At 47.9% G+C, this 22,155-nt stretch carries 16 protein-coding genes and 5 pseudogenes; 13 read left to right on the top strand and 8 right to left on the bottom strand.

The window, feature by feature from the left end; all coding sequences use genetic code 11:
• Position 1 precedes the first annotated feature (1 nt).
• The 5 genes from HPL003_RS22235 to HPL003_RS22215 all read right to left on the bottom strand — a co-directional run bounded on the left by HPL003_RS22235 (position 2) and on the right by HPL003_RS22215 (position 5,726).
• Complete coding sequence (locus tag HPL003_RS22235; protein WP_014282027.1) at positions 2–592, bottom strand: 4Fe-4S dicluster domain-containing protein; 591 nt, start codon at positions 590–592, stop codon at positions 2–4.
• Positions 593–778: 186 nt separating this feature from the next.
• On the bottom strand, positions 779–2,284 hold the full coding sequence (locus HPL003_RS22230; RefSeq protein ID WP_238533413.1) for a [FeFe] hydrogenase, group A: 1,506 nt from the start codon (positions 2,282–2,284) through the stop codon (positions 779–781).
• A gap of 33 nt (positions 2,285–2,317) precedes the next feature.
• A complete protein-coding gene (locus HPL003_RS22225) occupies positions 2,318–2,947 on the bottom strand; it encodes a 4Fe-4S dicluster domain-containing protein (RefSeq protein WP_014282025.1) in 630 nt (209 codons plus the stop codon).
• Positions 2,944–5,106 (bottom strand): formate dehydrogenase subunit alpha, encoded by a 2,163-nt coding sequence (gene fdhF / locus HPL003_RS22220; RefSeq protein ID WP_014282024.1) that lies wholly within the window; start codon positions 5,104–5,106, stop codon positions 2,944–2,946. Before fdhF ends, HPL003_RS22225 begins: the two co-directional genes overlap by 4 nt.
• Before the next feature lie 128 nt (positions 5,107–5,234).
• Positions 5,235–5,726, bottom strand: coding sequence for a DUF2294 domain-containing protein (locus HPL003_RS22215; RefSeq protein WP_238533412.1), 492 nt, complete (start codon positions 5,724–5,726; stop codon positions 5,235–5,237).
• 175 nt (positions 5,727–5,901) lie between these two features.
• Between HPL003_RS22215 and HPL003_RS30660 the strand changes: the two are divergent.
• The 3 genes and pseudogenes from HPL003_RS30660 to HPL003_RS22205 form a co-directional block, all read left to right on the top strand.
• A pseudogene (locus HPL003_RS30660) lies at positions 5,902–5,991 on the top strand (DUF2935 domain-containing protein); the annotation flags it as partial.
• A 92-nt stretch (positions 5,992–6,083) separates the two neighbouring features.
• Complete coding sequence (locus tag HPL003_RS27970) at positions 6,084–6,485, top strand: YmaF family protein (RefSeq protein WP_081473753.1); 402 nt, start codon at positions 6,084–6,086, stop codon at positions 6,483–6,485.
• Between the two features lie 170 nt (positions 6,486–6,655).
• Positions 6,656–6,995: pseudogene (locus tag HPL003_RS22205) on the top strand (YmaF family protein); the annotation flags it as partial.
• A 3-nt stretch (positions 6,996–6,998) separates the two neighbouring features.
• On the opposite strand, the pseudogene HPL003_RS22200 reads toward HPL003_RS22205, so the two are convergent.
• A pseudogene (locus HPL003_RS22200) lies at positions 6,999–7,169 on the bottom strand (VOC family protein); the annotation flags it as partial.
• A 295-nt stretch (positions 7,170–7,464) separates the two neighbouring features.
• Entirely contained in the window at positions 7,465–8,445 is a 981-nt protein-coding gene (locus HPL003_RS22195; protein ID WP_014282019.1) for an aldo/keto reductase, read from the bottom strand.
• 192 nt (positions 8,446–8,637) lie between these two features.
• Between HPL003_RS22195 and HPL003_RS30060 the strand changes: the two are divergent.
• A pseudogene (locus HPL003_RS30060) lies at positions 8,638–8,824 on the top strand (NucA/NucB deoxyribonuclease domain-containing protein); the annotation flags it as partial.
• 130 nt (positions 8,825–8,954) lie between these two features.
• Here the strand turns inward: HPL003_RS30060 and HPL003_RS22190 are convergent.
• Positions 8,955–9,908, bottom strand: coding sequence for a copper amine oxidase N-terminal domain-containing protein (locus tag HPL003_RS22190; protein WP_014282018.1), 954 nt, complete (start codon positions 9,906–9,908; stop codon positions 8,955–8,957).
• A 271-nt stretch (positions 9,909–10,179) separates the two neighbouring features.
• On the opposite strand from HPL003_RS22190, the gene leuC reads away from it, so the two are divergent.
• The 9 genes and pseudogenes from leuC to HPL003_RS22145 all read left to right on the top strand — a co-directional run bounded on the left by leuC (position 10,180) and on the right by HPL003_RS22145 (position 22,091).
• The gene (gene leuC / locus HPL003_RS22185) at positions 10,180–11,604 is read left to right on the top strand and encodes a 3-isopropylmalate dehydratase large subunit (RefSeq protein ID WP_014282017.1); all 1,425 of its coding nucleotides are present in this window, start codon (positions 10,180–10,182) and stop codon (positions 11,602–11,604) included.
• 21 nt (positions 11,605–11,625) lie between these two features.
• Complete coding sequence (gene leuD / locus HPL003_RS22180) at positions 11,626–12,228, top strand: 3-isopropylmalate dehydratase small subunit (RefSeq protein WP_014282016.1); 603 nt, start codon at positions 11,626–11,628, stop codon at positions 12,226–12,228.
• A 226-nt stretch (positions 12,229–12,454) separates the two neighbouring features.
• The gene (locus tag HPL003_RS22175; RefSeq protein ID WP_014282015.1) at positions 12,455–14,023 is read left to right on the top strand and encodes an N-acetylmuramoyl-L-alanine amidase family protein; all 1,569 of its coding nucleotides are present in this window, start codon (positions 12,455–12,457) and stop codon (positions 14,021–14,023) included.
• A gap of 288 nt (positions 14,024–14,311) precedes the next feature.
• Positions 14,312–15,811 carry an N-acetylmuramoyl-L-alanine amidase family protein gene (locus tag HPL003_RS22170; protein ID WP_014282014.1) on the top strand — a complete coding sequence of 500 codons (1,500 nt, stop codon included), beginning with the start codon at positions 14,312–14,314 and terminating at the stop codon, positions 15,809–15,811.
• 45 nt (positions 15,812–15,856) lie between these two features.
• Entirely contained in the window at positions 15,857–16,507 is a 651-nt protein-coding gene (locus HPL003_RS22165; RefSeq protein WP_014282013.1) for a GerMN domain-containing protein, read from the top strand.
• A gap of 211 nt (positions 16,508–16,718) precedes the next feature.
• Positions 16,719–17,393, top strand: coding sequence for an endonuclease III (nth, locus tag HPL003_RS22160; protein WP_014282012.1), 675 nt, complete (start codon positions 16,719–16,721; stop codon positions 17,391–17,393).
• Positions 17,394–17,450: 57 nt separating this feature from the next.
• Positions 17,451–17,723, top strand: a complete 273-nt coding sequence (locus HPL003_RS22155) for a hypothetical protein (RefSeq protein WP_014282011.1) — start codon at positions 17,451–17,453, stop codon at positions 17,721–17,723.
• A gap of 90 nt (positions 17,724–17,813) precedes the next feature.
• Positions 17,814–18,222, top strand: a pseudogene (locus HPL003_RS22150) (glutathione peroxidase); the annotation flags it as partial.
• A 194-nt stretch (positions 18,223–18,416) separates the two neighbouring features.
• Positions 18,417–22,091, top strand: coding sequence for a dynamin family protein (locus HPL003_RS22145; RefSeq protein ID WP_014282009.1), 3,675 nt, complete (start codon positions 18,417–18,419; stop codon positions 22,089–22,091).
• The last annotated feature ends 64 nt before the right edge of the window (positions 22,092–22,155 follow it).

Below are 22,155 nucleotides of genomic sequence, written 5' to 3'. Positions count from 1 at the left end.
GTCATAGACCTGTTGCCGGAATGCGCGTCATATGTAGTAACTGGCGTGCGCTCGCAGCACGTTTTTCCTCCACACGGGCATGAACCAGATCAGGCTCAACCAGCTTGAGGGCACGTGTCGGGCATTTTCCAATACAGGCGGGGCCACCCTCTACACCTTCACACAGATCACATTTACTGGCAATCATGCGTTCTTTGGGTTGCAGACGTCCTGAAACATTGCTGTACAGTCCATCCTGAACTACAGGCCGCCCATCCCGATATTCGGGTACCATGGTAATGGCGCCGTAAGGGCAGGCGATCATACAAGTTTTGCAGCCGATGCAGCTCTCGCTGTTAATGAGAATGCAGCCGTCTGCGTTCGTAATGGAGCCGTTCGGACAAGCGTTGGCGCAGGGGGCATCCTCACAGTGACGGCATTGGACAGGGGCAGTGACCCCAATGGATTTGATGACCTTTAGACGCGGGTGAAAATGAAACTCGTCATCTGGCGAGATAAAAGGGTTACCCGCTGAATGTGCGATGACACATGCGATTTCACAGGTACGACAACCGATACACTGATCGGGATCAGCTAAAACAAAGCGGTTCATACAACTCGACTCCTTTCTAACTAGCGACAAAATACAATGGATACAGTATAAAAAAGTTTAAAAATGCAATATTTGTTGGTGCAGAACATGATGAGCTCAGGATGAACACGGATAAAATTCAGTTGCTTTTTTTTTAAGCATGGAGAGGTGGGATGTCACCGTGGTTCACCCTTTTAACTTAACGTGCTAATGAATGGAATTACTTGTATTCTCTTTAGCGAGAACATTGCAGCTACGACTTTGCTTGCCTGGTCCGCGCTTTTGGAAGGTCGTGTGCAGCAAATGATGCGATACATGACCAAGCGGCTCACCTAAAAATTCATCATACAGCTTAATAATGTGAGGATTTTCATGCGATTTTCGCACTTGAAGCCCCGCATCATGTCCATAAATAGAGGATTTGCGTGCCCGGTAAGCCTCAATTTTTTGTTTTTCCAGCATGAGCTTGGGTTGACCGCCTCCGCTAATACATCCGGCAGGACAGCCCATTACCTCAATAAAATGATAATCACATTCGCCCGCCTGCACACGATCCAGCAGCCCATAGGCATGTTGCAGCCCCGCGACGACCGCTACCTTAAGCTGCAGCTCGCCCACTTGAACCTCCGCGACTCGAATGCCTTCCTCACCGCGTACAAAATCCAGTTGGAGTTTTGGTAGCTTTTCATTCGTCAGCAGCTCGTAGCCTGTACGGATGGCGGCTTCCATAACGCCCCCAGTCACACCAAAAATGGAGCCTGCTCCTGAATAACGTCCTAGCGGTGAATCGAATTCTTCATCAGGCAGACTCATAAAATCAATGCCGCTCTCCTTGATCCAGTATGCCAGTTCACGCGTTGTCAGTACCTCGTCCACGTCACGGTAACCGTCAGCTTCCATTTCGGGACGATCACATTCGAATTGTTTACAGGTACATGGCATGATCGCGACGCTGTAAATATTCGCAGGCTCCACCTCATCCAGTTGTGCACCATAAGTCTTGACCAGTGCTCCCAGCATTTGCATTGGCGACTTGCAACTGGATAGATGATCTAACAGATCGGGATATTCAATCTCGGCGAACCGAACCCATGCCGGGCAGCAGGAGGTAAACATCGGTAACGGTCCACCCTCGGTCACGCGGCGAATCAGCTCGGTGCCTTCCTCCATAATGGTTACATCAGCTCCAAAGTTGGTGTCATATACCCGATCAAAGCCAAGACGGCGCAGGGCCGCAGCCATTTTACCAGGTGTGAGCGTGCCAAATGGCATACCAAATTCCTCCGCGATTGAAACGCGAATGGCTGGAGCACATTGGACGATCCGAAACTGTCCCGGTTTGGTCATCATGTCGGTTACCTTATTTAGGCTACCGCTATAATAGGCAGCGAATAGCGGTTCTACGATGTCAACAGGCATATCGCGTTCACGCAAACGCTCCTGTCGTCTGCTGGCGGCTTCCTGTGGGGATGAATCTGCCCAATCGGATGCGTATACGCTGCATATTTGTACACATTGGCCACAGATCACGCAGCGGTCTGCATTCACGGTTTGCGGCTCTCCGGGCTGTCCTTCTATGGCATCTACCGGACAAACCCCTGCACAGCGTCTACACCCGGTACACATACTGGGATCAATATGAATAACGGGGTTGGTGTAGTCTAACGTCTCCATACAAGGAGCCGAAGAGGCATTGTTAGTTGTTATGGACATCTTTTTTCTACCTTTCTGCGGCTGATTTTGGCTTTACAGGCGAGGGAAGAAGACCTCCCGCCGACGCTCGGGAAGCGGATCGGACTCGACTATAGCCAGCCGTAGTACATCGTTTGGACAGGCTTCTACACAGGCAGGCTGTCCTCCGTTTGTGCCTGCGCACAGGTCGCATTTGCCTGCGGCGGTCCGGGGGAGAGCCTTGTGAGCGGCACGGTCGGTCAAGCCGGGCTGCGTCATGACGCGTCCTTCCCGGTAGACGGTAGATACCTCAATGGCCCCGAAGGGACAGGCCAGAACACAAGAGGTACAGCCGATGCACAGCTCCTCATCAATCATGACCACACCGTTCTCCTGTCGAATGGCCTGAACCGGACAGGCATGTGCGCAGGGCGCATTTTCACAATGCCGGCATTGCACAGGCACATACGTATCCCCGGCGTGTACAACATACACCTTAGGTACGACAGGCACGCTGACGGTTCCGACCGAAGCGCCTATGCCGTTAGCCTGACTGTGAACGGCGAAGCATGCCAGCTCGCAGGCTTTGCAGCCAATACAGTGCCCGGCATCTGCGACTACGAAGGAGGAGGCGACAGCGCTTGTTCTGTCGGCTGCTCCCATTCTACTCGTCGGACGGTTCAGCGTGTTTCGTACGCCGCTCATCTCGTCACCTTATTCGCCAAAACAGCTTCCTGGACGTTCATTTGTCTGCGAATCCGTTGGTACGATTCATGCACATCACGCTCGGCCTGTGCTTGGTCGGCGATCCGTTCCAGCCGAATGGCGCAGTATTTTAATTCCGGGGTCTTGGATACCGGATCGAGAAAATCAGCGGTCAGCTCGTTACATGCTCCAACCCACCAGTGATAGGTCATGTAGGTCGCGCCTTGTTTCACGCGGTCACTGATTTGTGCCCGTGCCATGATGCGTCCCCGACGGGAGGATATGGCAACAATTTCTCCATCCAGAATGTTCAGATCTGCTCCGTCTTCCGGGCTAATCTGAATAAAACCAGGCTCATCAGCCAGCTGGCGTAGCGCACGGCAATTGCCGGTCATGGTACGCACGGAGTAATGGCCTACCTCACGGACTGTGGACAAGACAAGCGGGTATGTTGCATCCGGCTGTTCTTGCGGCGGACGCCATTCGCAGGCGAATAATCGGCCTTTGCCACTAGGCGTGGAAAATTGATTACCTTTGTACAAATAAGGTGTACCTGGATGGTCTTCTGTAGGGCAGGGCCATTGCACGCCGCCTTGCTCCTCCATTTTTTGGTAGCTTGCGCCAGCGAATAACGGGCAGAGGCTTCGCATTTCATCCCAAATTTCCTCTGTGTTTGCATAGGACATAGGGTAGCCCATAGCGGTAGCAACTTCGCTAATAATGGCCCAATCCGGCTTTACATCACCCTGCGGATCGACGGCCTTACGGATGCGCTGAAAGCCCCGGTCTGCCGAAGAATATACACCGTCATGCTCGCCCCAAGCAGTAGAAGGGAGGATGACATCGGCATGCAGCGCCGTTTTGTTCATGAAAATATCCTGTACGACGATAAATTCCATTTTATCCAGCGCCTCACGTAATTCCGCGGCGTTCGGATCACTTTGTACAGGGTCCTCGCCGAAGATATAATAAGCTTTCAGCTTGTTCTCCTTCAGGATGAGATGCGGTACCTCCGTAAGTGGATATCCTTTTTTACGCGGCAACTCGACACCGTATGCTTTTTCAAACTTTTTGCGAACCGTAGTGTCCGTTACATCCTGATAGCCAGGATATACATTCGGCAATGCGCCCATGTCGCAGGAGCCCTGGACATTGTTTTGTCCCCGGACAGGTCCGATACCCACATTTGGCTTGCCCAGATTTCCGGTCAACAGGGCAAGGGAGGCGAGCCCCTTTACCACGTCAACGGCCTGTGAAAATTGACATACGCCCATTCCGTACAGAATTGTAGCGGTAGGGGCCTTTGCATATTCCCTCATTGCCGCTCGGATGTCAGCAGCCTTGACCCCCGTAATGCCTTCCGCATATTCGGGTGTATATTTTTTAATGCTATCTACGTATTCTGCAAAGCCTTCTGTATGCGCTTCGACGTACCGTTTGTTGTACAGTTCTTCATGCACAAGTACATGGCCAAATGCGTTTACCAAAGCCATATTCGAACCGCCCTTTAGCGGCAGCCACAAATCCGAAATACGGGCGGTTTCGGTCATGCGTGGATCGCATACGATGATTTTGGCACCTCTTTGCTTGGCGGCTACAATGCGCCGTGCAACTATGGGATGCGTTTCGGGTGCATTATAACCGAATACGAAAACAAGATCGGAATGTTCAATTTCAGGAATGGAATTGGACATGGCTCCGTCTCCGAGAGAGTAAGTCAGGCCTGCCACAGAAGGACCGTGGCATACGCGAGCGCAATGGTCAATATTGTTTGTGCCGATGACCGCCCGCATAAACTTTTGCATGACATAGTTGGCCTCGTTCCCCGGACCGCGTGCGGAGCCTGTTCCCATAATGGAATCGGGTCCATATTTTTCCTTGATTGCTAAAAGGCGTTCAGCGGTATACTGAATGGCTTCTTCCCACTCCACTTCCTCCATGACTCCATTTTTTCGAATCAGGGGCTTGCGCAAGCGTGCGGTTAGAATTTGCGGGTCATTCAGAAAATCCCATCCATAATGTCCTTTCAGACACAGTGTTCCTTCGTTTGTACGACCACCAGCCGGCTCTGCGCCAATTACCTGTCCCTTGTCCACCAGCAAATGAAGCTGACAACCGCTTCCACAGTAGGGACATACGGTCAATACCTTGTCTGCCATGTGTGCAGCACCTCTTTTTATATGAAATAGATGAAACTCGTAACATAAAAAAAGCCAATACAAAAATGCCGCTTCACGCTGCATCCTGTACTGGCTTATCCGCAGGCGAGGAGACAAGCCCCTTCCCGCTAATCCAACCGGTGTATGTGTTGTAATTCAAGAGTAATGATAATATGTCCGTCCCCATGGACGGAGGGGCAGACTTCCCAAGTGTAAGTGAAGGGACTGCCAAGTGTTTTTTCAGCTTCGCTTATAAATTCCTTTTCTAGATAAGGACGAAGGACGTTCCAATATTCTTTGACCTTCTCGCCGGCCCCTTCATGAACCAAAATTTCGGAGAGATTGGACAATGTTCCCCAAATTTCTACCGTAATCCGGAGCGGCGAATCCAGTGAAACCTTGACATTGTCCGGTCCTTTTCCCCGGTAATGCTTGACAATGCTTACGGCCAGCTTCCTGATGCGCTCACGGTATTCCCATTCGGTATTCAACATCTGGACACTCCGCTTCGAATCAAAATAAAAGCGTGCTTGCCGCGCATGCCAGACAGCCTGTGTAGCTGATTTGCAGCAGAACGCACCTGTCCCGCCCAAAGTGGTCTGCCCAGCACGGCGTATCACCCTTCTATGGTAAAACAGGTTGGCCCGGAAAGATGTGAAATTCATTACACTAAGCCAGAATTTTACATAGATTAGGTTGGAGTGAGTGTGATTGGCGGTTAGTGAGGAGGGAGAAGAGGTACACAAACTTTTTTCAATCGCTCAACAACAAATGATTCAGAGCAGTGCTTGACATCGTGAAGCTGAGCGCTTCCTTTTTATTCTCGATATGTTTGATCAATCTTTATCAGGTGTTAAGGTAAATAAGAAAGAAATAATGCACTGATTTTTCGTTGGTATTGTCGTACGAGATAAAATTGAACATTTACACTACCTCTTACATAGCATGTAGCAGTTGATAAAGAGAGGTGGCTGCTGATGGAAATACCAGTAACAGGTTTTGTTGTACATTCCGGTGATTCCGACTCTGACCATTCGCATAGGCTTTTTATTACTTCGTGGGACGGTAGACCAGTTAATAAGGTTCACGTTCATCCTTTTAAGGGGACTACATCATTTGATGTGGGACACTTTCACCATTACTGTGGAGAAACAAAGTCGGCTCCAAGTGGTGGTCCGCATGTTCATCATTACTGTGCGGAAACATCATGTAACGATCAACATAGGCACCTTATTAAAGGAACAACAGGACCAGCCATTCCCTTGCCAGGAGGTGGCCATTACCAATGTTTTGAAGGATGTACCACAGTAAGTGGTAAAATTCCTCATGTTCACAAGTACGGTGGAAGTACTGGGGACGAGGAAGAATGCCGCTATTAATCCATTTGAAAAATTCATCCCCGTACACATATGTCTTTGACTAATCCTATTTAGAAAGGGGCAAAGAAATAGGAGTGGGAATGATGGAGCCAGTTAACAATTTAAAATCAATATTAATAATGACGAGCTGCTACTGGCTCGTCATTTTTTGTTGGAGGGTCTATTCAACGATGCAGAAGAATAAGCCTGCAGTAAAGAAGAAAACAATCTCTTCTAAACAGACACAGAGGCATGTACATGAATTTGAAGGTAGTACCAAATTGGCTGAAGAAGGCGCATAACCATCGCTTTGCAGGTGTTACAGGGCAAGCGATTCGACTAGGAAGAAGTCATGTCCATGAAATTGATCTTACAAAAACTGATTTCTTAAATCATTTTCATAATCTGAAAAAGATTAGAACAGGACCAGCTATTCCAGTCGGAAATGGTAAACACGTACATTTTGTTACGGGCCAAACTACATTAAATGATGGTCATGTACACCAATTTAATTTCGCAACATCGATTCAGTCATTTAGCAACGAATTCCTTATTATGGAGAATGATACTTGTTTCTACACCCTTTGCAGGAGCAATTTCAATCCATCTCATTCCTTGACCATTATTTTCTTCAGAAATTACATTAAATCCTACTGTTTCTGTCCAAAAATCCAGTGCCTCATCTTGGTTATTTACATACAACATAATTTGACCGACTTTACTAACCGGCCTGCAACGATCCACCCGTCATTCACAAAACTAATCTTGCGGTCTATTTAGTGATTTTTCTTTTTCAACTATTGTCTGTTCGTATCTTACAATTTTATAGATCCATGCGTTCCAACACTTTCTTCATTATCCTGCGATAGATCAAATTTTTTACTTACTTCTGCTATTAACCTGCAGATTTCACCTCCCGATTTCCGCACAAGAACGCCCCATATAAATGAATAGGGTGTCCTTGTCGTTTCTTATATCAAAACTGTCATCGCATCAAAATTTACTGAGCGCCAATTACCGGATGAGGAACATACGGCTCTTCCAGCAACGCAATTTCTTCAGGTGTTAACGTAATCGAGAGCGCAGCTAACGCATCTTCGAGATGGGATATTTTCGTAGCACCGATAATGGGAGCTGTTACCGGTTCTTTCTGCAGCAACCAGGCAAGTGCGATTTGGACACGGGGAACTCCACGTTGTTCTGCGATTGTCGCAACCTGATCCACGATCAATCGATCGGTATGTGCAGTCGCATCATATTTAGATTTCGCAACTTGATCAGTTTCGGAACGATGTGTTGTTTCCTGCGCATCACGCGTCAATCTTCCTCCTGCAAGAGGGCTGTATGGAATCACACCGATTTTTTCTTCTTTACAAAGCGGCAGCATCTCCCGCTCCTCTTCACGATATAAGAGGTTTAAATGATTCTGCATCGATACAAACCGGGTCCATCCATGGTTCTCAGCTACATGTAACGCCTTCAGAAATTGCCATGCGTACATGGCAGAAGCACCAATATATCTTGCCTTCCCGGCCTTCACAACATCATGTAATGCTTCCATCGTCTCTTCGATGGGAGTGTTATAATCCCAGCGGTGAATTTGGTACAGATCCACATAATCTGTCCCCAAACTCTTAAGGCTCCTATCAATTTCACTCATGATTGCCTTTCGAGAAAGTCCGGCACCGTTTGGACCTTGATGCATACGGAAATGAACCTTCGTCGCGAGGACAATTTCATCTCGATTCGCATAATCCTTTAAAGCCCGTCCAACAATTTCCTCGCTTGTTCCGTCTGAATATACATTCGCAGTATCAAAAAAATTGATACCAAGCTCCAGGGCTTTTTTTATAATTGGACGACTGCGCTCTTCATCAAGTATCCATGGATGAATCCACCGCTCTGCAACACCAAAGCCCATACAGCCAAGACAAAGCCGGGATACATCCAGGCCAGTATTTCCAAGTTTCACATATTCCATTTGATTGTTCCTCACTTTCCTAGATATTATTATCTTCAAATGTAGTTTGCTCCGATGACTCTTCACCTACTTACTTTCGGTATTATTACATTTGGAGTTAACTCCAAGTCAAGCGATTTTTTTTACTACGCAGTGCATCAATAATCGGCCGATCTGTTGATGATATGATTTAAGAACCCAGAGGTTAACTGACATTCTGCGGTATGTACGATTGACAGGAATCGGGCTGAGGAAAACCACAAGGAGACTCTAAAGGGCCATCCAACTAAAAAGGGATATGATCGCGACGAATAACCAATAAGGTAGGACAGGCGCAGATATCCTCTGCATAATCCCAAGTGATAACCGGGGAGCTGGATCATGGGTAGTCATCAGTTAGATAATATGCTGATGGAACAAAGGTAAGGCCCATGTAAAATAGTAAAAGGCTCTGCTAACCTTAATGGGTCGGCAGAGCTTTTTGTTTGGTCAGTTCTATAGCGATCTAATCCTCAGAAAAAAGTCTAATATCATCTTTGGGACACCAAAATATCTAGTTGAGGATATTCAGCATGCATACTTTTGTACAATCGGATATAATAAGAATTTCGACCAACATTGTAGTAATCGGTTAAAGAGAGATTACCTAAAGACAGGTCTTCCGCCCATTTACTCCGATCTCTTCCTCGTGGTCGCTCCGTGTTAACAGGTGCACCGTATGCCAATTGCATTTTAGAACTAATTTTAAAGAAACGATCTATATAGTTTTGCATGTTACTAAATTTTTCAGGAAATAAAATCTGTCCGTCAATCAGTTTAGTGCTGTTTTTATTCTTCCCGGATAGGATATAAGTGTAAACTGCTTTGTACCCGTTGTATTCTCCTTTGTAGTCCAAATAAGTATAGTACATATTACTGTCGTAATCATCCAATTCAGTGACAGTATTGACGAGAGGCAGTGTCTCAGACCTTTTAATTTGCTGAACTGTCATACCCCATACAGCATTTCTAAAATCTTTCCCTTGCAATTCTGGGGGGATTTTTTGGTTTTTAGTCGGTGCAACTCCAATCCAGGCGTACTGTTCTGTAGGGTTACTGCCAAACGGTCTCCCGATCGCTTGCGAAATTGCGCGCAGAGGAAGGTAAGTTACTCCATTGTATGATTTAGAGCTAATAGGCATACGAATTTCTTTTCCGTTGATATAAATATTTTTTGCACCCATTACAAAGGTAATCGAATTATTCGAATTTGATATTTTTACACGATCAGGAATATCGGGATCAACAGCAGCTGTATAGCCTAATTTTTTTAACAGCGGGACAGCTGGAACCATAAGGGTGTTACTTTCAATGCGAGGGGTAGATTGAAGTGTCACAATCTTTCCATCCAAGAAAATGCGATAATTCGACGGATTCGCATGAATTGTTGGAATCGTTCCAAAATAGACAACAAAAATTAACAATAGGGTAAGAAGCCGCTTCATAATAATCTCCTCTTTTAATATTTAACAAGTAGTCTATCAGACCTAGGAATATTTTTCTATCTGTAAATTTCTCGAACAGAACATATGTTCCAATTATGATTTGTACACAACGTTGGTCGCCTTAACCCGTCTTATAGCCTTAACCTATCACTTCTATAGATATCATATCTTGGATCAATCAAGCATGCCGTGGTATATTGTTGACATCCAAGAGAAAGCTGTACTGCCTTCTCTACAATAATAGGTTCGAAAAACACAGGGGTGAATTATGATGAGCAAAAAGACCATGTTCGAGAAAATTTGGGATAACCATGTCATCTATCAGGAAGAGGGAAAGCCGAGTATTTTGTACATTGACCTTCATCTGGTACATGAGGTGACCTCGCCGCAGGCGTTTGAGGGGCTTCGTCTTAGCGGACGCAAGGTGCGTCGTCCAGAGCTTACGTTTGCGACGATGGATCATAACGTACCGACGAAGGATCGTTACAATATTACGGACCCGATTTCCAAGCAGCAGATTGATACTTTGACTCAAAATTGCCGTGATTTCGGTGTCACACTGTATGATCTGGATACGATTGATCAAGGTGTCGTTCACGTTATGGGGCCGGAGCTTGGTCTGACTCACCCAGGTAAAACGATTGTTTGTGGTGACAGCCACACCTCCACACATGGCGCGTTTGGAGCGCTCGCTTTTGGTATCGGAACCAGCGAAGTAGAGCACGTAATGGCAACCCAATGTCTCCAGCAAGCAAAAGCAAAAACAATGGAAGTCCGCTTTGTGGGCCGCCGCAAGCCGGGTGTGACAGCAAAGGATATGATTTTGGGTGTCATCGCCAAATACGGCACAGATTTCGCTACCGGTTATGTTATTGAGTATACAGGCGAATCCATCCGCGAATTGAGCATGGAAGAGCGCATGACCGTGTGCAACATGTCCATTGAAGGCGGAGCCAGAGCGGGTATGATTGCGCCAGATGAAACAACCTTTAACTACTTGCGTGGACGTCAACATGTAGCGCAAGGAGCTGCTTTCGAACAGGCGGTTGCTGAGTGGAAAGATCTTGTTACAGATGAAGGCGCTGAGTTTGATATCGTGCTAGAGTTTGATGTGGATGCTTTGATTCCACAAGTAACCTGGGGGACTAGCCCGGGCATGGGTACAGATATCTCCGCCACAGTACCGATTCCGGCAGAATTGCCAACAGAAAACGAACGTAAAGCTGCTGAAAAAGCGCTTGAATATATGGATTTGAAGCCAGGCACACCGATCACGGATATTGCGATTGATTATGTATTTATCGGCTCCTGCACCAACGGGCGGATTGAAGATCTGCGCGCTGCTGCCGAGGTAGCCAAAGGCTATCAGGTTTCCGACAGGGTAACGGCAATCGTCGTACCTGGCTCAGGACGTGTGAAAATTCAGGCCGAGCAAGAAGGACTGGACGTCATTTTCAAGGAAGCAGGATTTGAGTGGCGTGAAGCGGGATGCAGCATGTGTCTTGCGATGAATCCCGACGTACTTCAACCGGGACAGCGCTGTGCGTCGACTTCTAACCGTAACTTTGAAGGTCGTCAGGGACGTGGAGGCCGTACTCACCTCGTATCTCCAGCAATGGCAGCCGCTGCGGCGATTCATGGACATTTTGTCGATGTACGGGACTGGAAGTTCAAGCAGGAAGCAGTAGTCCACTAGGATACGGAGGAGGAATTTATAATGGAAGCATTCACAACTTTAAAAGGGATTGTAGCACCTGTGGATCGGGTGAACGTAGATACAGATGCTATTATCCCCAAGCAGTTTTTAAAACGAATCGAGCGCACAGGTTTTGGACAGTTTCTGTTTTACGAGTGGCGGTTTGATGAAGCGGGAAATATAAATCCTGATTTTGAACCGAACAAACCACGCTATGCAGGGGCATCTGTGCTGATTTCTCGTGCCAACTTTGGCTGCGGCTCCTCTCGTGAGCATGCGCCGTGGGCGATCATGGACTATGGATTTCGCTGCGTAATTGCACCGTCTTATGCGGATATCTTCTATAATAACTGTTTTAAAAATGCTATTTTACCGATCAAGCTGTCTGAGGAGCAAGTAGAGGATTTGTTTCAACGCACAGCAAAGCATGATAACTACCAATTGAACGTAGACCTGAACGAAAAAACGATTACCGACGATTATGGTCTGCATATTGATTTTGATCTGGATGAGCATCGCCGTCAATTTTTGCTGCAAGGTTTGGATGACATTGGCTTGACGCTCCAGCATGAAGCTGAAATTCTGGCTTATGAACAGAAGCGTGCTGCGAAGCAAGGCGCATAATTCCAGCTCAGTATGAGTTTGTAGCGATAAAGTGAACTGGTTTGTTAGACCAAAAGCCCGTACTGGCAATTCTCTTGCCTGCGGGCTTTTGTCATGTTCATAAGATAAATTGGTAAATAAGGGGTTGACGGTTCGACTCAGCATGGTAAGGTAAATGTAAAATGGCTGAAGGACTATGCCTATGCAGTAGTACAAAAAAATACATATATAAGTTAGGGGAATGAGGATGAAGAAATATAGTTGGTTGATACTGGCGGCTATCTTAATTTGGTTGTGGCCGTCCTCCTCTCATGTGAATGCGGCTGGAGCAGATTTGTTTTTAGATGGAAAAAGGATAGAAGCGCCCGCAGATGCCAAGCCTGAGATGGTCAATGGAAAAGTCATGGTTCCGCTTCGAGTGGTTGGTGAACAGCTTGGATATCAATTTAAATGGGAACCACAAGCCTATAAAATCTCAATCCAAAAAAACAGCACGGATATGTCCATGTATGTGGGCCGTACATCTGCTGATGTGAATGGAAAAACGGTCAATTTGGATGCACCTCCTGTGCTGCGTGGTAACTCCACCATGGTTCCGCTGCGTTTTGTCGGGGAGCAAATGGGGCTAAAGGTAGATTGGAATAATAATAATAAATCCGTGAATCTCAGTCAGAAAGTGGCAACTCAGCAGACAGACAAACAGACTCCATCCCAAAAATCATCACAAACGCTGGTACAGAACACAAGCACACCAAAATTGCCTACGCCAACAACGACGACTACAAATCTTGCTGGATCAGACAAGCTTACACAGGATGTATTCTCATCATCCAAGCAGCAGGATACAGAACAGCCAAAAGCAAATACACTGCTAGTGCAAAACATTACCTTTCAAGATGAAGCATTACAGATTTCATTGAACAGGGATGTAACGCCCAAAGTGTTTAAAATGACGGAGCCTAATCGAATTGTTGTGGATTTACCAGAAGCTATGTTGGCGTCTGACTTCTCCCAATCGTTCCCGGTTCGTAGCGATGGCTCCCGAGTGCTGGCGAATAGTGACGGTGAGGATGTGCAGGAAATCAGATTTGCTCCCGCGGACGGAAAAAATGGGGGCGTCCGTATCGTCATTGCTTTGAATCAAGCACGTGATTACGATCTTTCAAAAAACAGCTCAGGTGAGATCACCCTCCAATTGCGTGAACCGAGTGATGATCAGGTGCTGACACCAACAAACAGCGGCGGGCGGAGAATCGTCGTAATTGATCCCGGACATGGTGGCAGCGACCCTGGCGCAAGCAGTGTGACGGGACGACATGAGAAGGAATTTGCATTGGCGGTAGCGTTAAAGGTTGAGCAGCTTCTGCAAAATGATCCTGATATTCAAATCGTAATGACTCGCAGTGGAGATACGTATCCCACGCTGGATGAACGCCCACAGCTTGCTAATAATCAACAGGCAAGCGTGTTTGTTTCTATCCATGGTAACAGCATGCTAGCTTCAAATAAAGGAAAAGCAAATGGCTCTGAAACCTATTATGCACGTCAGGAAAGTTTGGGACTGGCAAAGACGATGCATAAGCATCTTGTAGCGGCTACCGGATTTAAGGATAATGGCATTAAGGTGGCAAACCATGTGGTAACGAGAAAATCACAAATGCCCGCTGTACTGCTGGAATGTGGCTACCTTAGTAATCTGTCAAATGAAGCGGCCATGTTCACAGAAGAAACACAGGAGAGGATTGCCGAAGGCATTGTCGATGGGTTGAAGGAGTATCTTGGAACGGGTATAGGGGCAACAGAATCGCTTAACTAAGGCTGTTTGCAAAAAAAGCTACTTTCTACCTTTAATGAAATTGAGGTGAAAAGTGGCTTTTTTTGTTTTTCCGACAATGACTTTAGCCGCGAAGCGAATGAACTATATTTTTAGCTAAAATTCGACAAAACTAGTTCTTTGGCACGTATATTTCTGTTATGATGGAATATATTCGCAACTTTTGGTGTGGAATAACGTCTAAAAGGTTGTCTGATATTACATAAGCGCGTATATCAGGTCGCCGCACCGGAGCATGTGGCAAAAAAATTATGAATGGAAGGGTGACGAATGAAGAAATTTGGTTTTTTGTTGTTATTATTTGTCTTCATGTGGGCGGTTCCGGGTTATGGACATGCGGCTTCGAGTGAAACACAAATCTTCCTCGACGATCAACAGTTAAGTGTCCCGAGCGGTGCTAAGGCACAAGTAATTGGCGGAAGTACAATGGTTCCGCTACGCGTAATTTCTGAAAATTTAGGTTATGACGTGACATGGAAGCAGCAGGCGCGAACCATAACGATTGAGAAGGACAGTACCTCGATCCGAATGATAATCGGAAGCAAGACGGCGACTGTCAATGGAAGCGACACTAGTCTGGATGCTTCGCCTCTGCTGCGTTCCAATTATGCCCTTGTACCGCTTCGCTTTATCGGCGAGCAAATGGGACTGGACGTAAAATGGGACAGTAGCTCCAAGTCCGTAAAATTATATACCCGCAGCAGCGGGTCGGGAAACGGGGAATTTACTCCTCCTAAATCCGGGAATAGCAGCACAGGCACTGAAACTGTAACTGTACCAACGAATAATGCCAGCTCAGGTGTAATGCAGGTACAGGAAATCAGTTTCAGTCAAAACCGCCTAACCATTACGACTACGGGTGCAGTGAAGCCAAAAGCATTTACAATGACTGCCCCTAACCGAGTAGTTGTGGATTTGCCGGCTACGGCGTTTGCTGACAACTTTGGGGCTCAGCAAAAGCTGGACAGCAACCTGAATGGTTCACTGGATATTCAGGATGAAGCGGATATATCCGGTATCCGTTATGCTTTATTCCAAAAGGAACCTTCAACGGTTCGCGTTGTTATTGATCTGAAGCATGTTATGAATTATACCGCATACAATGACGGCTCGAATCGCGTTATCGTCGATTTGGCATCGAAGGATTCAGTGAATACAACACCTGACGCTACCTTACCAGATGGTTCACAGCCGGATGATACACAGACCTCACCAGTTAACAGCAATGGCAAAAAAGTCGTTGTTATTGATGCCGGTCATGGAGCGAAGGATTCTGGAGCCGTTGGGATTTCGAGAAAAAATTACGAAAAGACCTTCAACTTGGCTATGGCTCTGAAAGTAGAAAGCATTTTGAAGCAGAACCCTAATCTTGAGGTTGTGTTGACACGCAGCGATGATACGTTTTTGGAGCTTAAACAGCGCGTAAAAGTGGCTGAAAATCTCAATGCCAACGTATTCGTGTCCATTCACGCCAACAGCAGCGGCAGCTCGGCTTCCAACGGTACAGAGACGTATTACCAGCGTAGTGCAAGCAAAGCGTTCGCGGACGTCATGCATAAGTACTTTGCACCAGCGACAGGTTTGACAGACCGGGGCATTCGTTATGGCAATTTCCATGTCATTCGTGAAACGACGATGCCTGCTGTCTTGCTTGAGGTAGGATATCTCAGTAATGCGAAAGAAGAAGCCACACTGTTTGATGAAGATTTCCAAAACCGGGTAGCTCAAGGGATTGCAGATGGCATCACAGAGTATCTTGGTGTAAAATAAATCTTCAACAAATCGCTTGCCAACGTCAAGCAAGGAGGGGGACATATGAACAAGAAAATCGTAATCGCAGGTCTGCTGGCGCTGTTTGCTATTGCAGGTGCAGGCTGCGCCTCCAAGCAGACAGCCGCTCCTGCTGCTCCATCTCAGGAAACGAAAACGTCTGCGGAGCAAAATAATACGCCAGAACAAACAGTCCCTGATTCATCGACTCAGTCTGCTGAAAATAATGGAGCGACTCAGACACCTGCATCCTCGTCAACCGAGCCTACAAACACCAAGACGGATACGGTAAAATCAGGAGACCGCCAAACTCAACAGATCACGGTGTACTACACCGATACACAAGAGACAGGCTTGAAGGAACAGAAAAAGGAAATTACCTTCCCAAGCGAGCTGGAAAAATACCAAAAGGCGTTTGAAGCTCTGCAAAAGAGTGGGCATTCTACTCTGATACCGTTATGGTCCGAGAAAATTTCTGTGCATAAAATCAAATTGGACAATGGAGCATTGACGTTTGATATTTCCCTGCCGGATGAGGCTCGTCTGGGTGCAGGCGGTGAGGAATTGGCTATCGACGCTCTGAAGAAAACGATGTTCCAGTTCAAGGAAGTCAAAACGCTGGATTTGCTCGTAGATGGTCAATCCCTGGAATCCTTAATGGGACATGTAGACCTGGATCATCCGATGAACCGTTAACAGATCAGACTGTATGAAAATTTCTTGGGAATTACACACTTTTCACGTGCAATCTGTGACAGTTAATGTTAATATAGGAGTGTATTTCTCGCCTATGCAGGCAGTCATGCACAAATAGTATTCGTTTCTTTCCGGATGATTATTTAGAGTGACCGTCTTGATGCGGGCTATCCCGTATCAAGACGTTTTTTTTGGTAGGAGGTAGGATTCCGTGAATGCAGCAACCGCACGTCATATATTGGACACCATCGGTACGATGTTTCCGGATGCCCATTGTGAGTTGAACCATGACAATGCTTTTGAATTAACGATTGCTGTGTTATTGTCCGCTCAATGCTCCGATCAGATGGTGAATAAAGTAACGGCAGACCTGTTTCAAAAATACAAGACACCCGAGGACTATTTGACTGTTCCCATTGAAGAACTGGAGCAGGATATTCGCAGAATTGGCTTGTACCGGAACAAGGCTAAGCATATTCATAACCTGTGCCGTTTATTGATAGACCAGTACGGGGGAGAAATACCGTCTGAGCATGATGAGTTGGTCAAGCTTCCCGGTGTTGGGCGCAAGACAGCTAATGTCGTTGTGTCCACCGCTTTTAATGTACCAGCCATTGCGGTAGATACGCATGTAGAGCGTGTTTCCAAACGACTGGGCTTTGCGGGATGGGACGATTCAGTGCTAGAGGTGGAAAAAAAGCTGATGAAAAGGGTCCCTAGGGACGAATGGTCCTTGACCCATCACAGGCTCATTTTTTTCGGCCGCTACCACTGCAAAGCGCAAAACCCTCAATGTCAGGTATGTCCGTTGCTCGATGTATGCAGAGAAGGCAAGAAACGTATGAAAACGTCCCGGATCAGGAAAGATAAGGAACGTAGAGCTTAAAGACCCTGCAGAGATTACGAGGGTTTAACCATTTAAGTGTAGAAAAGGATGAAGAGTATGAAATGCATTTCGGTATATACAGACAATTTTGAGGCTTTTTCCGATATTTTTGAGCAAATCGTAACATCGGAGTTTGCTGAAAACGAAGAGCGCGAGCTTGAAGGAATCACGGTTAGCCATTCTGGTGATGTACCTGAGCATTATCTGGAGCGTATGTCTCAAAAGCCGGAAGTAGTCGTAATGAAGGACAAATCCCGCGGAATTACGATTTTGCAGCATGGTCAAGTATTCGAAATTTTGCTGCCAGTGCTTGAGACGGCAACAAATTAAGTTCAATTAGCGGACATGCTTGCATGCTCCGCCGTAGGCGGCTCGGCTGGTCTAACCAGCCTGGGGGCGCATGGTGTACACAATCCGGGTTTGTACGATCACTATAAGGATAGAGGTTTGGTGATTCTGGGCTTTTCGTGTAATCAGTTTGCCGATCAGGAGCCGGATTCCAATGACAGCGTGCATACATTTTGTACCCTGAATTATGGTGTTGCGTTCCCCATGTTCCAAAAGGTGGATGTACGTGATAAGCAGGCTCACCCGTTGTTTACATATCTTGCTTCGTCGTTGCCCTTTGAGGGTTTTGATGAAACGCATTCGGTTGCCAAAATACTTATTCCTTTAATTCATGAGCTTCATCCTGAATACTTAGCTGAAGATTTCGATCAAATGGAATTTCACAAAATTCCTGATTGATCGGAACGGGAAAGTGGTCAAATCCTTTGAGGCGACGACAGATCCCCTGGATATGGAAGAGGATATTGAAGCTTTGCTGTAAAGATCAGTTTTGGACAGAATGAGATAAGCTTATTGGTACTATTGATAAAAAGGCGGTTTCCCAAAGTCATGTACATGGCGGGGAGCGCCTTTTTTTAACATCTTTTTTAATTGTGATGATTCTCACAGCGCCTAAGTAATGCTACAATAAAGCTATTTGAGGCAGCTAAGGGACAAGGAGTGGAACTATAGCTTATGATGCAAACGATTACAGGGAATGCTCGGGAAGAAATGAATACAATAGAACAGCTACGGAATTTTTTGCGCACAGCCGGGGATGAGGGAGGAGCGAAAGCCGTAGCTGACTTGCTGGAGAAGGCGGATGCAGAGGAGCTGACCATTGCATTTTGCGGGCATTTTTCAGCTGGGAAATCAAGCTTGATCAACAGTCTGTGCGGCAAAACGGTGCTGCCATCCGGGCCGGTTCCTACGAGTGCTAATGTGGTGTCCATCCGTTACGGACGTTCGAGAGCACTAATTCACCCGGCTAAAACATCTGAAAACCCGGAGTCGGAGGCACTGGAAACCTCTCTATCCGAGCTGGCTGAATATTGTAAAAATGGCGGAGCTTACGAATCGATTCAGGTATGGGAGGATGTCCCGATGTTAGCTGGCGGAGGAGTGCTGCTGGATACACCTGGCGTCGATTCTACGGACCACGGCCATGCGCTGGCGACGCATTCTGCTTTACACTGGGCGGATATTGTTTTTTATGTGATGGATTACAACCATGTTCAATCGGAAAATAACTTGTCCTTTGCCAAAAGTCTGTCGGATTGGGGCAAGCCGTTATATTTGATTATTAACCAAATAGATAAGCATCGAGAGCGAGAGCTTTCATTTACACATTATCGTAGTGAGGTGGAGGCCAGCTTTCATGCTTGGCAGGTTAATTACACGGATATACTGTTCACCTCCTTGAAAGAGCAAAACCATCCTTGGAACCAATGGGAAGAGCTGCCGTTGCTGATCAAAGCACTGCTGGAGCGAAAAATAGAGCTATTGTCGTACAGTTTGGTTTCCTCAATGCGCCATTTGGCGGATCAACATGTGGAGGCTGTACAGGCTGCCGAGGAAGAGGAACTGACCACGTTGCTGGAAGAGGCAGGCGGAGAGGAAGCAATTTCGCGTCTGGATATGGAGCTGGACGTTTTACAGCAAGAGGATAAACACTGGAATATGCTAGCAGAGCATGAGCATAAACGGCTGCGGCAAGAGCTGGATCATGTACTGGAGCATGCCCATTTGACACCTGCGGAGCTGCGTGAGGCAGCTGGCGAATATTTGGAGAGCCGCAAGCCGGGATTCAAGGCCGGGCTATGGTTTGCCAGTGGAAAGACGGAGCGGGAGAAGGAAAACCGTTTGGAACGACTAACTGGTATGCTGGCTGATCAGGTGGAGGGGCAGTTGCTTCCTCATGTGCGAGAGCTGCTGCGTTCCTGGGGTGATGGGCATGGTTTGTGGTCGGCTGCGCTGGAGCAGGAGTTGGACGAAATTCGTCCTGTGACGGATCGGAGACTGATTGAGCAGACGGTGAAGGAAACAGCGTTGTCGCCGGGGTATACGCTGAACTATTGCAAGGATTTGCGCAGCGCCGTCACGGCAGATTGCCGCCGCAAGGCGCTGGCGCTGGCAGACCGTATGCTGGCGCAGCTAGCTGCGCAGGCCGAAGCACGCCGCGCGGCTCTTGCGTCCGCGCGCACCGAGCTACTGGCGCAGGCGGACGCGGCAGGCCGTTACCGCGCCCGCCTAAGCGCCTCGGCTGCGCACGCCACCGCGCTGCGCAGCCTGCTTCCGCAAGCTGCCGCGCCTGATGCGTTGCCCCGGCCGGCCGCGCCAGCACCAGCACCTGCCGCGGAAAGCACCGCTGCGGCTTCGGCCGCACCTGCGGACGCTGCGCATACTGCCGCCGCTGGAGCACACGCCGCAGCGGCGCAGCCGCTTGCAAGCACGGTGGCAGCACAGCCCGCCGCCGGAGGCCGCCGCACGCGGCTGGATGCAGCAGCGTCCCGATTGGAGGCCGCCGCTGCGTTGTTGAGCCCGTACCCTGCCATGCAGGCGGCAGTACGGGATTTACTCGCCCGCGCCGCTGCGCTGGAGGGCGGGCGGTTCACGCTGGCGCTGTTCGGAGCGTTCAGCGCCGGGAAGTCCAGCTTCGCCAACGCTTTGCTGGGCGAAGCTGTGTTGCCTGTATCGCCGCATCCGACGACAGCGGCGATTAACCGGATTATGGCGCCCGCAAGCAAGGAGCGCCATGCTACCGCGGACGTCCATATGAAATCAGTGGACGCTTTGCGGGAAGACCTTAAATACTCGTTTCGGCTGTTAGGGCTGGGAGCACCGGGTGCAGAGGGATGGCAGGATGCCGTACATGCGTTATCCCCGGAAGGCATTCACCCTGCCGGGCGACCCCATTACAGCTTTTTGAAGGCTGCCGCCGCTGGATGGGAAGAAGCTGAAGGTTTGCTGGGCCAGCAGCTTCAGGTAAATCTGGAGCAATATCGGGATTTTGTCGCGTCTGAGCATAAGTCATGCTTTGTGGAGCATATTGACCTTTATTATGACTGCGCTCTGACCCGTCAGGGGATCGTGCTTGTGGATACGCCTGGAGCGGATTCAGTAAATGCGCGTCACACAGGTGTGACCTTCAATTATATGAAGCATGCGGACGCTCTTGTATTTGTCACGTATTATAATCACGCGTTTACTCAAGGTGACCGTCAATTTTTGAACCAATTGGGCCGGGTGAAAGAGACGTTGGCGCTGGATCAGACTTTTTTTATCGTTAATGCAGCAGACCTTGCTTCGTCCGAAGAAGAGCTACAATCCGTGACCCAACATGTGCAGGAGCAGCTACATGCTAATGGAATTCGTAAGCCACGCATTTATCCATTGTCTAGCATGCTGGCGCTGGAAGCAGCAGAGCAAGGAGAGGCTTCACTGCGTGCGGCTTCACGTTTTGATGTGTTTGAAGATGATTTTTCAGCATTTGCAGCCGAAGAGCTGGCCGGATTGTCCATTGCTTCCGCCATGCAGGAGCTGGGGCGGCTGCGAAGTCGGATAGTGCAACACGCCGCAGATGCCAGATATAGTGTGGAGGAACGCGAAGGGCGGTTGGAGCGATTAACCCATATCCGCGAGGGACTGGAACAAACACTACTGAGCCTGTCTGATAGCAGTGGTGCAACTGTGTTGTCTGGGGAAACCGATGAATTGCTGTTTCACGTACGTCAACGGCTGGCTTATCGGACTGGAGAGTTTATGGCGGAGGCGTTTCATCCGTCTGTTCTGCGCGAAGGCGTGGGCGATCTTCGCTCAGTCTTTGCATCCTGTGGCCGTGAGCTAATGCGCCTGATTGAACTGGAACTGTCACAGGAATTGCTGGCAACCACGCTGAGACTGGAAAAAACGGGACAAAGCTTGGTACGCAAGGCTATACAGCGGTGCGTAGAGGACATGAACCATCAGTTGGAAGGACTGGATTGCACGATGCCTGAACCCAGAGAATGGGCTGTTCCCGAGCTGATTGAAATTTCCTTGCAGGAGTCTGTCCATTGGAAAGAATATTGGAATAGCTTTAAAAATCCAAAGCTATTTTTTGAAGGATCTGGCCGTGCGGTTCTGCAAACCAGACTGGAGTTGGTGCTGCGTGAGCGAATCGGGGAAGCTGTAGAGCAACAGCGGGAACGAATGTCCTCTTTTTACATTACACTGGTGCAGGAGGAACAAACGTGGCAGACGGCTCAGCTTCGGGAGCAGATGCTGGAGACGATTCGTGGTATGGAGCATGCGCTTACGGGTGGTGAGCAGCCACAGGTTTGGGAAGAGCTCGCCAGTCGGATCGCCGCCTTGGAGAAATCAGCCATCTAATAAGCATTCCATCCATAGAGATATTAATATATACACAAGCATATCTTTCATCAGGACACCGGGT

The organism is Paenibacillus terrae HPL-003, assembly GCF_000235585.1.
In the GTDB taxonomy this organism is placed as follows: Bacteria; Bacillota; Bacilli; order Paenibacillales; family Paenibacillaceae; genus Paenibacillus; species Paenibacillus terrae_B.
The sequence above is the reverse complement of the archived record's forward strand: the minus strand, read 5'-3'. Positions and strand labels throughout refer to the sequence as shown.

What these genes read in the sequence shown, in the direction of transcription:
- HPL003_RS22165 (WP_014282013.1), top strand. Translation starts at nt 15,857, where the DNA reads ATGAACAAGAAAATCGTAATCGCAGGTCTGCTGGCGCTGTTTGCTATT.
- HPL003_RS22190 (WP_014282018.1), bottom strand. Translation starts at nt 9,908, where the DNA reads ATGAAGCGGCTTCTTACCCTATTGTTAATTTTTGTTGTCTATTTTGGA.
- HPL003_RS22155 (WP_014282011.1), top strand. Translation starts at nt 17,451, where the DNA reads ATGAAATGCATTTCGGTATATACAGACAATTTTGAGGCTTTTTCCGAT.
- fdhF (WP_014282024.1), bottom strand. Translation starts at nt 5,106, where the DNA reads ATGGCAGACAAGGTATTGACCGTATGTCCCTACTGTGGAAGCGGTTGT.
- HPL003_RS22170 (WP_014282014.1), top strand. Translation starts at nt 14,312, where the DNA reads ATGAAGAAATTTGGTTTTTTGTTGTTATTATTTGTCTTCATGTGGGCG.
- HPL003_RS22195 (WP_014282019.1), bottom strand. Translation starts at nt 8,445, where the DNA reads ATGGAATATGTGAAACTTGGAAATACTGGCCTGGATGTATCCCGGCTT.
- HPL003_RS22145 (WP_014282009.1), top strand. Translation starts at nt 18,417, where the DNA reads ATGATGCAAACGATTACAGGGAATGCTCGGGAAGAAATGAATACAATA.
- leuD (WP_014282016.1), top strand. Translation starts at nt 11,626, where the DNA reads ATGGAAGCATTCACAACTTTAAAAGGGATTGTAGCACCTGTGGATCGG.
- HPL003_RS22230 (WP_238533413.1), bottom strand. Translation starts at nt 2,284, where the DNA reads ATGTCCATAACAACTAACAATGCCTCTTCGGCTCCTTGTATGGAGACG.
- HPL003_RS22175 (WP_014282015.1), top strand. Translation starts at nt 12,455, where the DNA reads ATGAAGAAATATAGTTGGTTGATACTGGCGGCTATCTTAATTTGGTTG.
- HPL003_RS27970 (WP_081473753.1), top strand. Translation starts at nt 6,084, where the DNA reads ATGGAAATACCAGTAACAGGTTTTGTTGTACATTCCGGTGATTCCGAC.
- HPL003_RS22225 (WP_014282025.1), bottom strand. Translation starts at nt 2,947, where the DNA reads ATGAGCGGCGTACGAAACACGCTGAACCGTCCGACGAGTAGAATGGGA.
- HPL003_RS22235 (WP_014282027.1), bottom strand. Translation starts at nt 592, where the DNA reads ATGAACCGCTTTGTTTTAGCTGATCCCGATCAGTGTATCGGTTGTCGT.
- leuC (WP_014282017.1), top strand. Translation starts at nt 10,180, where the DNA reads ATGAGCAAAAAGACCATGTTCGAGAAAATTTGGGATAACCATGTCATC.